This window comes from Acetobacter oryzoeni (assembly GCF_004014775.2).
GTDB classification, from domain to species: Bacteria; Pseudomonadota; Alphaproteobacteria; order Acetobacterales; family Acetobacteraceae; genus Acetobacter; species Acetobacter oryzoeni.
In genome coordinates, this window is record NZ_CP042808.1 from 379,364 (window position 1) to 393,052 (window position 13,689).

The 13,689-nt window shown below is 58.0% G+C and carries 13 protein-coding genes; 10 read left to right on the plus strand and 3 right to left on the minus strand.

Features of this window, described 5'->3' with window-relative positions:
- Positions 1-13 precede the first annotated feature (13 nt).
- Positions 14-1,801: an aspartate--tRNA ligase gene (gene aspS / locus EOV40_RS01860; protein WP_050819183.1), complete on the minus strand. Its 1,788-nt coding sequence runs from the start codon at positions 1,799-1,801 to the stop codon at positions 14-16.
- A gap of 122 nt (positions 1,802-1,923) precedes the next feature.
- A complete protein-coding gene (locus EOV40_RS01865) occupies positions 1,924-2,991 on the minus strand; it encodes a threonine aldolase family protein (protein ID WP_128104890.1) in 1,068 nt (355 codons plus the stop codon).
- Positions 2,992-3,151: 160 nt separating this feature from the next.
- On the opposite strand from EOV40_RS01865, the gene EOV40_RS01870 reads away from it, so the two are divergent.
- The 8 genes from EOV40_RS01870 (at position 3,152) to EOV40_RS01905 (ending at position 9,739) form a co-directional block, all read left to right on the plus strand.
- Complete coding sequence (locus tag EOV40_RS01870) at positions 3,152-3,766, plus strand: 50S ribosomal protein L25/general stress protein Ctc (protein ID WP_050819184.1); 615 nt, start codon at positions 3,152-3,154, stop codon at positions 3,764-3,766.
- A gap of 96 nt (positions 3,767-3,862) precedes the next feature.
- Positions 3,863-4,444: an aminoacyl-tRNA hydrolase gene (pth, locus tag EOV40_RS01875; RefSeq protein ID WP_003625001.1), complete on the plus strand. Its 582-nt coding sequence runs from the start codon at positions 3,863-3,865 to the stop codon at positions 4,442-4,444.
- The gene (gene ychF, locus EOV40_RS01880) at positions 4,444-5,538 is read left to right on the plus strand and encodes a redox-regulated ATPase YchF (RefSeq protein WP_050819185.1); all 1,095 of its coding nucleotides are present in this window, start codon (positions 4,444-4,446) and stop codon (positions 5,536-5,538) included. Before pth ends, ychF begins: the two co-directional genes overlap by 1 nt.
- 84 nt (positions 5,539-5,622) lie before the next feature.
- Positions 5,623-6,948: a glutamate-5-semialdehyde dehydrogenase gene (locus EOV40_RS01885; RefSeq protein WP_050819186.1), complete on the plus strand. Its 1,326-nt coding sequence runs from the start codon at positions 5,623-5,625 to the stop codon at positions 6,946-6,948.
- A 40-nt stretch (positions 6,949-6,988) separates the two neighbouring features.
- The gene (locus EOV40_RS01890; RefSeq protein ID WP_128104891.1) at positions 6,989-7,681 is read left to right on the plus strand and encodes a nicotinate-nucleotide adenylyltransferase; all 693 of its coding nucleotides are present in this window, start codon (positions 6,989-6,991) and stop codon (positions 7,679-7,681) included.
- Between the two features lie 134 nt (positions 7,682-7,815).
- Positions 7,816-8,238 (plus strand): ribosome silencing factor, encoded by a 423-nt coding sequence (gene rsfS, locus EOV40_RS01895; RefSeq protein ID WP_042787045.1) that lies wholly within the window; start codon positions 7,816-7,818, stop codon positions 8,236-8,238.
- 55 nt (positions 8,239-8,293) lie between these two features.
- The gene (locus tag EOV40_RS01900) at positions 8,294-8,749 is read left to right on the plus strand and encodes a 23S rRNA (pseudouridine(1915)-N(3))-methyltransferase RlmH (RefSeq protein ID WP_128104892.1); all 456 of its coding nucleotides are present in this window, start codon (positions 8,294-8,296) and stop codon (positions 8,747-8,749) included.
- A 111-nt stretch (positions 8,750-8,860) separates the two neighbouring features.
- Positions 8,861-9,739, plus strand: a complete 879-nt coding sequence (locus EOV40_RS01905) for a sulfurtransferase (RefSeq protein ID WP_128104893.1) — start codon at positions 8,861-8,863, stop codon at positions 9,737-9,739.
- A 5-nt stretch (positions 9,740-9,744) separates the two neighbouring features.
- Here the strand turns inward: EOV40_RS01905 and EOV40_RS01910 are convergent, their stop codons facing one another.
- Positions 9,745-10,686, minus strand: a complete 942-nt coding sequence (locus EOV40_RS01910) for a LysR family transcriptional regulator (protein ID WP_035365910.1) — start codon at positions 10,684-10,686, stop codon at positions 9,745-9,747.
- 96 nt (positions 10,687-10,782) lie between these two features.
- On the opposite strand from EOV40_RS01910, the gene budA reads away from it, so the two are divergent.
- Positions 10,783-11,589, plus strand: a complete 807-nt coding sequence (gene budA / locus EOV40_RS01915) for an acetolactate decarboxylase (RefSeq protein ID WP_003624984.1) — start codon at positions 10,783-10,785, stop codon at positions 11,587-11,589.
- A gap of 81 nt (positions 11,590-11,670) precedes the next feature.
- Positions 11,671-13,359 (plus strand): acetolactate synthase AlsS, encoded by a 1,689-nt coding sequence (gene alsS / locus EOV40_RS01920; protein WP_128104894.1) that lies wholly within the window; start codon positions 11,671-11,673, stop codon positions 13,357-13,359.
- Positions 13,360-13,689: the final 330 nt, after the last annotated feature.

Below are 13,689 nucleotides of genomic sequence, written 5' to 3' on the forward strand. Positions count from 1 at the left end.
TGTGAAAGCCCGATCAGTCTTTCTTGACAGCGGGCTTCAGGTTCAGCGCGAGGGAGAGTTCCTTCAGGCGTTCGGGTGGCACAGGGGCCGGGGCACCCATCATCAGGTCTTCGCCCTGCTGGTTCAGCGGGAACAGAATGACTTCACGGATGTTCGGCTCATCAGCCAGCAGCATCACAATACGGTCCACACCCGGGGCGGACCCACCATGCGGCGGTGCACCGTAGCGGAAGGCGTTGAGCATGCCGCCAAAGCGGGCTTCTACTTCGCTTTCCGGGTAACCAGCAATTTCAAAGGCGCGGATCATCACATCCGGCAGGTGGTTACGGATAGCGCCGGAGGAAAGCTCAATGCCGTTACACACAATGTCATACTGGTAAGCCAGAATATCCAGCGGGTCTTTGGTGTTCAGTGCTTCCAGACCACCTTGCGGCATGGAGAACGGGTTGTGCGAGAAGTCAATCAGCCCCGTTTCTTCATTCAGCTCATACATCGGGAAGTCCGTGATCCAGCAGAAACGGAAGGCATCCTTTTCAATCAGATCCAGTTCTTCAGCAATGCGGGTGCGCACAAGGCCAGAGAACTTGGCCACATCATGCCCCTTGCCAGCAGCAAAGAACACGGCATCACCGGGGTTCAGCCCCAGCTTGGTGCGAATGGCTTCTACGCGGTCGGCTTCAAGGTTCTTGGCAATCGGGCCTTGGCCGCCCTCTTCTGCAAAGGTGATGTAACCCAGACCACCAGCCCCGTTTTCACGCGCCCAGGCGTTCAGCTTGTCATAGAAGGAGCGGGGGCGGCCACCAGCGCCGGGGGCCGGAATGGCGCGCACTTCACCACCATCGGCTGCAATGCGGGCAAACAGGCCAAAGCCGGAACCGGCAAAATCTTCTGTTACATCGGTAATCAGCAGCGGGTTGCGCAGGTCTGGCTTATCAGAACCATACACCTTCATGGCGCGGGCGTAGGGAATACGCTCAAACGGTGCGGTGCTTACGGCGCGGCCCTTGCCGAACTCTGTAAACAGGCCAGACATCACTTCTTCCAGAACGGCAAAGATTTCGTCCTGTGTGGCAAAGGCCATTTCAAAGTCGAGCTGGTAGAACTCACCGGGGGAGCGATCCGCGCGGGAGGCTTCATCACGGAAGCACGGAGCAATCTGGAAGTAGCGGTCAAACCCGGCCACCATGGCAAGCTGCTTGAACTGCTGCGGGGCCTGCGGCAGGGCGTAAAACTTGCCGGCATGGGTGCGGGAGGGCACCAAAAAGTCACGCGCACCTTCGGGGGAGGATGCCGTCAGGATGGGGGTCTGGAACTCGGTAAAGCCCAGATCCGTCATGCGGCGGCGCATGCTGGCAATAATGGCGGAACGCAGGCGGATGTTGGCGTGCACCTGCTCGCGCCGCAGATCAATATAGCGGTAACGCAGGCGCAACTCGTCAGAATAATGTTCCTGCCCGGCAACCTGTAGCGGCAGCACAGCGGCGGAGGACTGTACAATCAGCTCACGCGCACGCAGCTCAATATCACCCGTGGCAAGGTCTGGGTTGCGGGTGGTTTCATCACGCAGCACCACGTCACCCGTTACGGTTATCACGCTTTCCACGCGCAGGTGCTCGGCCGTTTCCATAACGGGGGAACCAGCGGGAATAACAATCTGCGTCAGGCCTGTTTCATCGCGCAGGTCAATAAACAGCAGCCCGCCGTGGTCCCGCTTGCTATGCACCCAGCCGGACAGGCGCGCGGTGGTGCCGGCATCGCTGGCGCGAAGGGCCGAACAGCTGTGGGAACGGTAAGGATGCATGGTCTTGTCCTGAAATCTGGCCCGGCGTTGCAGCAGGGGCGGTTTTTGGCAATGATTCCGTTGTGCCCGGAGGAAGCAGTGGAGCAGCGCTTATGTCAAGGCCGCACTGTATATCTTGCGTCTTATAAGGCACCTTGCCCGCGCACGCAGCTGCGTAAATCTGCTGCCAGCGCGGCAATGGCTTCTGGCCGTGCGTCCCACGCAAACATAAAGCGGCAGATGCCCCCAAAAAACGTGTAAAAGCGCCAGCCGCGGGCCCGCAATTCGTTCATCACAGGTTCGGGCATCAGCAAAAATACGGCGTTGGATTGCACGGGCCATGCCAGTTTGATGGAGGGAATATCCTCTACCGCCTGTGCAAACTGGCGTGCGCTGGCATTGGCGTGGCGTGCGTTATCCAGCCATGCGCCACTATGGATCATGGCCAGCCACGGGGCAGACAGAAAGCGCATTTTAGAGGCTGTTTGCCCGCTCTGCTTGGCGCGCTCGGCAAAGCCATGGGCCATATTGCGTTTAAAAAACACTACGGCTTCCCCCATGGCTATGCCGTTTTTGGTGCCACCAAAACTTAGGGCATCCACGCCGGATTGCCATGTCATGGCCGCAGGTGTGCTGCCCAGCATGGCAACGGCATTGGCAAAACGCGCACCATCCATGTGCAGCCGCAAGCCGTGATCATGGCAGGCATTGGCAATGGCCCGAATCTCATCCACCGAATACACAAGCCCGTTTTCTGTGGGTTGCGTAATGGTCACCACTGCGGGGGTGGAAGAGTGCGGATCGCTGGCGCGGCGGGCGGCCAGTTTTATGGCTTCAGGTGTCAGCTTACCGTCTGGGGTGGGGGGCGTTATCAGTTTGGCGCCACCGGTAAAAAACTCTGGAGCACCGCGTTCGGAGGTTTCGGCATGTGCCACTTCCGAGGCAATAATGCTGCAATAGGGCGGGCACAATGTTGCCAGCGCCAGCGCATTGGCTGCCGTGCCGGTAAGCACAAAAAACACCGCGGCTTCAGGCGCTTCAAACACATCCGCCACCGCTTTGGCGGCAAGGCGTGTCCAGGCATCATCCCCATATGCGGGGGTGGATCCCTTGGCCGCGCGGCTTATGGCTTCCAGCGCCTGTGGGCACAGGCCTGCATAATTATCACTGCCAAACTGTTGTGGGGGCGTGGTGGTTTGCGGCAGGGGCATAAGCGGCTTCTCCGGCAAGGGCTGTGGGGCAACAGGTGCCAAAGCCTGCCCTATAGCACAAGCTATACCTTGCTCCTGCACAGCTTTTGCTGTAAGGCGCTGCCACTGCGTGGGCACCCCTGGAGGCCTGCGTGATTAAGTTTTTTATGGAGAAGTCAACGTGTCCAAGATTACATCTATCGAAGCTTCGGCGCGCGCGAAGGCTGGTAAGGGGGCAGCGCGGGCAACGAGGCGTGCAGGGCTTGTTCCCGGCGTTATCTACGGCGGCAAGCAGGAACCCACCCTTATTGCTATCGACCCACGCATTATCATTAAGGGCATTCAGGCATCTGGCTGGCGCTCTCGCGTGTATGAAATCAAGGTTGATGGCAAGGCAGAACGCGCTCTGGTGCGTGACGTGCAGCTGCACCCGGTGAAGGATTCCCCTGTTCACGTTGACTTCCTGCGTCTGGCCGCTGGTTCTCGCGTGCATGTTGAAGTGTCTGTTCACTTCGAAAACGAAGAAGCATGCCCCGGCATCAAGCGCGGCGGTGTGCTGAACGTTGTGCGCCACACCATTGAAGTGGACGTGCCGGCAGACAACATTCCTGAATTCTTCACGGTTGACCTGTCCAAGCTGGACATTGCGGACAACGTGCGTTGGGAAGATGTGCAGGGCACCGAAGGCGTAACCCCGCTGACCCACGAAGAAAACTTTGTTGTGGCTTCCATTGCTGCTCCGAGCGTGGACACCACCGAAGGCGCAGAAGCTGCTACGGAAGAAGCCGCTTCCTGATCGGAAGCCGGTTTATTCGGGTTGTTTATTAGGCATGGGGGTGCGTGCAGATGCGCGTGCCCCCTGTGCTGTTCATAACGTTAGGTGGAATCAGCAATGCTGCTCTGGGTCGGGTTGGGCAATCCCGAATCCTCCATGCGTCGGCACCGGCACAATGTTGGCTTTATGGCGGTGGAAGCCATTGCCCGTAAGTACGGGTTCACGCCATGGCGCAACCGCTTTAAGGGCGAGGTTGCAGAAGGCCGCATAGGCGGGCAGAAAGTTCTGCTGCTGCTGCCCATGACCTACATGAACAAATCGGGTGAAAGCGTGCAGGAAGCCGCCGCTTTTTACAAAATTGCACCCGAAAATATTACCGTTTTTCATGATGAGCTGGATCTGGCACCGGGCCGCCTGCGCATAAAGCGTGGGGGAGGGGCTGCGGGGCATAACGGTTTGCGCTCTACAGATAAAATGTTGGGCACGCCAGAATATTGGCGTGTGCGCATAGGCATTGGCCACCCCGGCGCCAAGGAACGGGTGCACGGCTGGGTGCTGGGCAATTTTACGGAAACAGACCGGCAGGAATGGCTGGAACGGCTGCTTGATCGCATGGCCGATGCCGCCCCCCTGTTGGCAGATGGGCGGGCAGACCAGTTCATGACAAAGGTTGCACTGCCGGAAGGGAGCAAGGGCTGATGGGTTTTAACTGCGGTATTGTCGGGCTACCCAATGTGGGTAAATCCACGCTGTTCAACGCGCTTACGGCCACGGCCACGGCGCAGGCAGCCAATTATCCGTTCTGCACGATCGAGCCCAATACAGGCCGCGTGGCTGTGCCAGACCCCCGGCTGGACAAGCTGGTGGAAATTGGCAAATCACAGCGCGAAGTGCCCACCAGCCTTGAGTTTGTAGATATTGCCGGCCTTGTGCGCGGTGCCTCCAAGGGTGAAGGGCTGGGCAACCAGTTTTTGGCCAACATCCGTGAAGTAGACGCTATTATCCATGTGCTGCGCTGCTTTGAAGATGATGACATCACCCACGTTGAAGGCGGCGTGGACCCCGTGCGTGATGCCGATATTATTGAAACGGAGCTGATGCTGGCGGATCTGGATTCGCTGGAAAAACGTCTGCCCAATCTGGAAAAGCGCGCCCGCAACCGGGATGCCGAAGCCACAGCCCAGCTTGCCGTTATGGCGCCGCTGATGGAAGCGCTGCGTGAAGGCCGCCCGGCCCGCACCGCCATTCCGGCAGGGGAAGAAGAAGCCGTGCGCCGCCTGCAGCTGCTTACCACCAAGCCGGTGCTGTATGTGTGCAACGTGGATGAAGACTCGGCAGCAACTGGCAACAAGTTCTCAGAACAGGTGCAGGCCAAGGCTGCGGCGGAAGGTGCTGCTGCCGTTATTGTGTCTGCCGCGATTGAAGCCGAAGTCAGCCAGCTTGAAAATGAAGAACGGCGTGAATTTCTGGAAGGGCTGGGCCTTCAGGATAGCGGGCTGGATAGGGTTATTGCCGCTGGCTACAAACTTTTGGGCCTGTGCACCTACTTTACCGTAGGCCCGAAGGAAGCCCGCGCCTGGACAATTACCGCAGGCACCAAGGCCCCGCAGGCTGCCGCCGTTATTCACAATGATTTTGAACGCGGCTTCATTGCATGCGAAACTGTCGCGTATGATGATTACGTTCAGTATGGTGGGGAAGCTGGCGCAAAGGAAGCCGGACGCCTGCGTATTGAAGGGCGAGATTACGTGGTGCAGGATGGCGATGTGCTGCTGTTCCGCTTTAACGTTTAACAGCCACGCACAACTACAAATGACAGCTTGATGGCCTGCCACCACCGGCAGGCCAGATAGAAAGATGGAGATAGGAACGCCGTTATGAACGCGGAGGGTGAGAGTAAGCTGCAAGGGGTTACAACGGCTGCGGCCAATCCCGTGCAGGATGTTCCAGCGCAGGCACAAGGGCTGGGGCCAATGGCTGCCTTGGCCCATCGTGCTCGGCTGGCGGCCCGCACACTGGCGCAAAGTTCTTCCGCCACGCGGGATAAAGCCCTGTGGGCCGCTGCGGCGGCTTTGCGTGAGGCTGCTCCCGCCATTCTGGAAGCCAACGCGCAGGATCTTGCCGCTTCCACCGCTAATGATGCGTTCCGTGATCGGCTCACCCTCACGCCCGAACGGGTGGAAGCCATGGCCCGTGGTCTGGAAGAAATTGCAGATCTGCCAGACCCCGTAGGCCGCGTGTTGGAGGAATGGACACGCCCCAACGGCCTGCGCATCCGCCGCGTTGCCACCCCTGTGGGTGTGATTGGCATGATTTATGAAAGCCGGCCCAATGTGGGGGCAGATGCTTCTGGGCTGTGCATTAAATCCGGCAATGCCGTGCTGCTGCGTGGGGGATCGGAAAGCCTGAACAGCGCACGTGCCATTCATGCCGCCATGCAGGCCGGATTACGCTCTGCCGGTTTGCCGGAAGATGCCGTGCTGATTGCCCCAGATGCCAACCGCGCCCATGTGGCGGAAATGCTCACCGCTTCTGGCCTGATTGACCTGATTATTCCGCGTGGTGGACGTTCATTGGTCGAACGAGTGCAGCGTGAGGCCCGCGTGCCTGTGCTGGCCCATGCTGAAGGGCTGTGCCACACCTATATTCATTCCGCGGCAGATTTTGCCATGGCGCGCCGCATTGTGCTCAACGCCAAAATGCGCCGTACCGGCATTTGTGGTTCAACAGAAACCCTGTTGATAGATGCAGCCATTGCGCCAGCATTGTTGCCGCAGATTGTGGCAGATCTGGCAGAAAAAGGCTGCACCTTTAAGGCGGATGCCGAAGCCCGCGCCATTATGCCCGATCTGCCCGCTGCAACGGAAAAAGACTTTGCAACAGAATGGCTGGATGCGGTTCTGAACATTGCCGTGGTGGATGGTGTGGATGAAGCGCTGGACCATATTGCGCAGTATGGATCTTCCCACACAGAAGCCATTGTGACAGCGGATGAAAACATGGCCATACGGTTCATGAACGGTGTTTCCAGCGCTGTGGTGATGTGGAATGCCTCCACCCAGTTCTGTGATGGGGGTGAGTTCGGCTTTGGTGCGGAAATTGGCATTGCCACTGGCCGCTTCCATGCTCGTGGCCCGGTGGGTGTGGAGCAGCTGACAACCTTCCGTTACGAAGTGATTGGCACCGGGCAGGTGCGCCCCTGATTTTTGCGACCATGCGGCCAACTGCACGGGGCGCGCGCAGGTGCCGGTAACTTTCCAACCACATCCGGCTGCAAAGCCTTGTGCACGTGGCACTGTTATTCCCACTTGGGGGGATAACAGATGCCTGCGTATTGGGCTTTTGGGTGGGTCTTTCAATCCCGGCCACAAAGGGCATCAGGCCATTGCGCGGCGTGCGCTGGCGGTGCTGGGGTTAGACCAGGTGTGGCTGATGGTTTCACCCGGTAACCCGCTTAAAGCCGGGCGCTTAGATATGGCGGCCTTGCCTGCACGCTTGGCCACGGCGCGCCAACTGGCAGATAGGCGGCGCATTATTGCCACGGATATCGAAAGCCGAATCGGCACACGTTATACGGTGGATACAGTGCGGGTGCTGCAAACGCGCTTTCCGCGTGCGCGGTTTGTGTGGCTGATGGGCGCAGATGGTCTGGCCACCTTGCCGCGCTGGAAAAACTGGCGGCAGCTTGTGCATAGCGTGCCAGTGGCGGTTTTCCCTCGTCCGGGGCAAAATGCGCGGGCCTTGCATGGGCTTGCCGGGCGGTATCTGGCCCGCTGGCGGGTGCCTGCGTGGCGTGCACATGCCATTGCGGAACTTTCTCCCCCCGTGTGGGCTTTTCTTCCGGGGGCACAAAACAGTATATCTGCAACAGCTATTCGTCAGCAGGGTGGATTCAATGCCGCTGCAGGCCAACCCCATACCCCCGATACGCTTTAAAGATCAGGAGAACGGTCATTCCTACCAAGCCCCCCGCCGAAACATCAGCACGTTCCCGCACGGCCACCACGTCCGCCAAAGGGCGTGCCGCACCTGCACGTGCCACCACAGCTGGCGCTGCTGCGCCTGGTTCCGTGCGTAAAAAAGCCGCTGCGGCTGGCCCCAAGGCCACCACCAAGCGCGAAGCCGTGGCCCCGGATATGCTGGAGCAATCTCTGGCGCTCATCACCGCCAGCCTTGAAGATGACAAGGCCGAAGATATTGTGGTGATCGACCTTGCAGGCCGTGCCTCCTTTGCAGACCGGATGGTGATTGCCACAGGTCTGGCAGACCGTCAGATTTCCGCCATGGCGCAGCATATTGAACGCAAGCTGCGTGATATCGGCATCAAGCGCGTGATGGTGGAAGGCGCCAACGGGTCTGACTGGGTGCTGCTGGATACGGGCGATATTGTGGTGCACCTGTTCAAGCCAGAAGCACGCACCCTGTATGGGCTGGAAAAAATGTGGGGCAAGGAACTGGATGAAGGCGCAGAAGGCAACGTGACCCGCCTGTAATCGACTGGTTCATGATGTTGTTCTCTGATTTTTCAGTGCGTATGGGCATACCGGCATGAGGCTGGTGGCCATTGGGCGTATGAAGGATAAATCCGAGCGGGCGCTGGTGGAACGGTACCTCAAGCGCCTGCGCCCCAAGCTGGAGATTATAGAACTGCCAGATGGGCGCGGCAGCCCGGATGAAATCAAACGGCGCGAGGCACAGGCCATTCTGGCCGCTTGCCCCGCGCAAAGCCACGTTGTGGTGCTGGATGAAGCCGGGCGCAATTTCAGCAGCCCGGATTTTTCCAATGCCGTGCAAGGCTGGCTAACGGCTGGCCGAACCCCCTGCTTTGTTATTGGCGGGGCGGAGGGGCTGGATGCCTCGGTTATCCAGCGGGCCGATGCGTCCATGTCCTTTGGCACCCTTACATGGCCGCATATGTTGGTGCGGATTATGCTGGTGGAACAAATCTACCGCGCGCAGGCTATTGCGGCGGGGCATCCGTATCATCGTTCCGGGCGGCCATAAGGGGCTGCTGGCTGCTTTTATGGCATGGCGGCAGTGAACCACGGGGTCTGCCTGCATGGGGGCAGACCTGATAGCGTCCGGCCTTTCCTGAACAGACCGGACTGAAGATACATGACAGACGTTCTCTACACTCCGGATGCCCTGCGGCAGTTGCAGCACACAGGCAACGCCGTTCTGATAGATGTGCGTTCGGAAGAAGATTTTGCCAAAGGGCATATTCCCGGTGCCGTGAACATGCCGGATATTTTTACTTATCTGGCAGAAACATCAGAAAGCGGGCTGGCCAGCCTGCAACAGAAGTTTTCATCGCTGTTTGCGCAATACGGTCTGGATGGCAGCAAAACAGCGCTTGTGTATGAAGATGCCCTGCATACACGTTATGGCGCGTCCTGCCGTGGATACTGGATCTTGCAGTATCTGGGGTACCCCAAGGTAGGTATTCTGGATGGCGGGTTGCGGGCGTGGCAGGCCTCTGGCGGCACGTTGACGCAGGATGTCACGCACCCAGCACCCACGCAGTTTCCGCTCTCTATCAACCACGCGCTGATGGCCACGCGGGAAGATGTGTTTGCGGCCCTTACCAACCCGTCCATCAAGCTGCTGGATAACCGCGACAAGGTGGAATGGCTGGGTGAAAGCTCATCACCTTACGGGGTGGATTTTGCGCCGCGCAAAGGGCGTATTCCCGGTGCTGTGTGGATTGAGTGGTATAGCTTCATGCATACGCAGGATCAGGAAGCACGCTTTAAAACACCGGAAGAAATTCGGGCTCTGGCCGCCACGCGCAACCTGTACCCGGATGATGATATCATTATCTACTGCTTCAAGGGCGCACGTGCTGCCAACACCTATGTGGCGCTGGCTTCTGCCGGGTTTACCAAGCTGCGCATTTATATGGGATCATGGAACGAATGGTCTCGCCATGCGGATATGCCCATAGAAGATGGCGTACCACGGGCTTCTGTGCCGTATCGCCCGCAGCAGGGCTGAGGCGGTTAGAGGTTTTCCGAATCTGCAAAGGGGGCGGTGTCATGCTGGCGCTGCTCCCACTTGCGGCAGGCGGTGCGCAACACCGTTACAAACCGCGTAACCAGCGGCATGTTCTGCCCGGTGCGGATGGCAACAGCCAATGTGGCGCGGGGTGCGGGTTCACTAATGGCATGAAACGTGACCCCGCCAGCATGAATCTGGCTGAGTGAACGCGGCACAACAGAAACCCCAAGCCCCGCCGCCACCAAAGGCACGGTGCCCGCAATTTGCGGGGCCTGCTGGCCCATTGTGGGGGTAACGCCCGCAAGCTGATAGGCCGACAGAATGGCATCATGAAAGCCCGGCCCCAACTCACGCGGGAAGATAATCAGCGGGTCATCTGCCACCATATCCAAACTGATCACCGGTTCCTTGGCCAGCCTGTGGCCACGGGGCAGGGCGATAACCGTGGGTTCATCCAGCAGGTGAAAAACCGAGAGGCGTGAGGGATCGGTAAACGGCGGGCGGATAATGGCAATATCCACGCTGGGTTCGTGCAATGCTGCACACAGGGCAGGGGTGTTGCTTTCTTCCAAAGAGAGCGTGACATCGGGCGCCATTTCCCGAAACCGGCGGATGGTAAGCGGAATAACCGGCAACAGCGGCACAGCCCCGGCCAGCCCTACGCGAATATGCCCTCTTTCCCCCCGCGCCAGACCTTCTGCCGTGGAAAGGAATTGCGCCTGCAAATCCAGAATGGTGCGGGCGCGGGGCAAAAGCACTTCGCCAATTTCTGTCAGCTTCATGCCCCGAGTCTGCCGTTCAAACAGCGTTACGCCTAAATTGCGCTCAAGCTGGCGGATTTGCTGGCTGAGTGGGGGTTGCTCAATACCCAGTGCCTCTGCGGCATGGGTAATGCTGCCATGCTCGGCAACGGTTACGAAGTAGCGCAGGTGCCTGATATCCATATGGTATATGTAATACATATGGATAACGTGTTCAATATATATTGGAAGACTGGCTTCCACTGTTATAACGTGCGGGCGAAACGAACTTAAACCACCATGCGTTTGTGGGAGTATTGCAGCATGAAAAAACAGTCGGTGATGGACATGGATGTCCGCTCTTCTGCCCTTGGCAACGGCGTGCTGAAAAAGCCTGTTGCAAACCGTTTGTACCAGACCTCCACCATGGCGGCCCTGCTGGATGCGGTGTACGATGGTGAAACCACGCTGGATGAACTGCTCCAGCACGGTAACTTCGGCCTTGGCACATTCAACGCCCTTGATGGCGAAATGATTGTGACAGACGGCGTGGTGCGCCAGTTCCGTGCAGAAGGTCTGGCCGCAGAAGTGCCCGGTTCTCTTAAAACGCCGTTTGCCTGCGTAACGTATTTTGAACCGGAAAAAACGGTTACCATCGATTCCCCCAAAACCAAGGAAACGTTTGAAGAGCTGGTGGACAGCCTGCTTGGTAACCCCAACCTGTTTGGTGCCGTGCGCTTTACGGGTGAATTCCAGCGCGTTGATACCCGCACGGTGTTCTGCCAGTGCAAGCCGTATCCGCACATGCTGGAAGTGGTGAAAAAGCAGCCCACCTGCACCATGGAAAACGTTATGGGCACCATGATCGGCTTCCGCACCCCGGTTTACATGCAGGGCGTGAATGTTGCGGGCTACCACCTGCACTTCCTTTCTGAAGATAGCAAACGTGGCGGGCACGTTACGGAATATCGCCTTGTGCGCGGCAAGCTGGAAGTGGCTTCCATTTCCGATCTGGAAATTCAGCTGCCCCGTACGGAACAGTTCGCCAAGGCTGACCTGAACCCTGAAAGCCTGAGCGAAGCCATCCGTATTGCTGAAGGCGGCTGAGCCTCCATTCGCTGAACATTTTTAACGGGGCTGCTGAAAAACAGCTTTCTGGCAGCCCAGTTTTTGCAGGACAGAACTGAAATGACCAACCCGGCAGACAACGCCGCTCAGTGCGGTGCGGAGCTTATTGTCAAAAATCTGGAAGCCCACGGCGTCAAGCACGTGTTCGGTATTCCGGGCGCTAAGGTAGACCGTCTGTTTGATGCGCTGGTGGATTCCTCCATCACCACCGTTGTTACGCGGCATGAACAGAACGCAGCCTTTATTGCAGGTGGCCTTGGCCGTCTTACAGGCAAGGCAGGCGTGTGCATTGCCACATCCGGCCCCGGTGCTTCCAACTTTGTAACCGGCCTTGCTACCGCCAATTCTGAAGGCGACCCGGTGCTGGCTATTGGTGGCGCCGTAAAACTGGCAGACCGCCTGAAGCTGACGCACCAGACCATGGATACGGTCAACCTGTTCAAGCCCATCACCAAATACAGTGTTGAGCTGACAACCCCGGTTGCGATTTCTGAAGTGATGGCCAACGCTTTCCGCTTTGCAGAAGGTGGCCGCCCCGGTGCTGCTTTTGTAAGCACGCCTATGGATGTGCTTTCCATGCCGGCTCATGCACCGGTTCTGGCTGGCCGTCCGCTGCCGCGCGTTGGCGGTGCCCCGGCTGATGTGATTGCAGAAGCCGCAACCATGCTGAAAAACGCCAAACGCCCTGTGGTTCTGCTGGGTATGCTGGCCAGCCGCCCGGATGTGGCAGAAGGCGTGCGCGCTTTTGTAAAAGAAACCGGCGTGCCGGTTGTGGGCACCTATCAGGCTGCTGGTGCGGTTTCTGAAGATCTGGTGGACCGTTTTGGTGGCCGCGTTGGCCTGTTCCGTAACCAGCATGGTGATCAGCTTCTGCACGAAGCCGATGTTGTTGTGGCTATCGGCTACAACCCGGTAGAATATGATCCGTGGCTGTGGAACGTGAATGATGACCGCAAGATCATCAACGTAGATATCGTTCCTGCAGAACTGGATAACGCCTACGTTCCGGCCATTGAACTGATTGGTGAAATTGCACCCACGCTGACAGTGCTGGCAAAAGATGCAGGCAAGCTGGCCCGTGCTTCAGAACTGGAAGCTGTTCTGGAAGGCTACAAAAAAGCCCGCACCACCGCGCTGTTGGAAGCCCGCAGCACCAGCAACAACGCCGTGCATCCGCTCCAGATCGTGCGTGAGCTGGAACAGTTTGTAACCCCGGATATGACACTGTGCCTGGATATGGGTACCTTCCATATCTGGCTGGCACGTTATCTGCTGTCCTTCCGGGCGCGTCAGGTGCTTATCAGCAATGGTCAGCAGACAATGGGCGTGGGCCTGCCGTGGGGTATTGCCGCAAGCCTGCTGAACCCGGCGCAGAAAGTGCTGTCCATCTCTGGTGATGGTGGGTTCATGATGTCCAGCATGGAACTGGAAACGGCTGTGCGCCTGAAGTGCAACCTGATCCACATGGTTTGGATTGATGAAGCCTACAACATGGTGGAAATGCAGGAGCAGAAGAAATATGGCCGTGGTTCCGGCGTGAACTTTGGCCCCATTGATTTTGCAAAATATGCAGAAGCCTGCGGCGCAACGGGCATTAACGCCACCACGGAAGATGAAGTGCGTCAGGCCCTGCGTACGGCCATGGATGTAGAAGGCCCGGTAGTTATTGCCGTGCCGGTTGATTACTCCCACAACCATCTGCTCATGCAGCCGCTGGCTCAGCTGGGTGAAACGAGTGCCGCAGCGTAAAGCTGCGCAAAAAACGCAGGCCAGATTTTTTTGCTGATGTGCGCGCCGCCTGTTTTGCAAAATGCTTCATTTTGTTATAACAAGCGGCGTAGCAGTTCAGGCTGCCAGAAAAGGCAGCACAGCATGACAGAAATTTGGGCCAGCAAAGCAGATGTTACCGTTCTGCCTTATTGTGAATTCCCCTGCATATTTCTGTCAGTCTATCAGGGTAGGGGAATGAACAAATCCTTTCAGTCGTGCAAAGTGTATATACGGTTGGGCAATGGCGCAGTGTGCCAATGCGCAGGCTGTGGCACACTTGCCAAAACGGCAGAATAGGGGGCAGGCGTA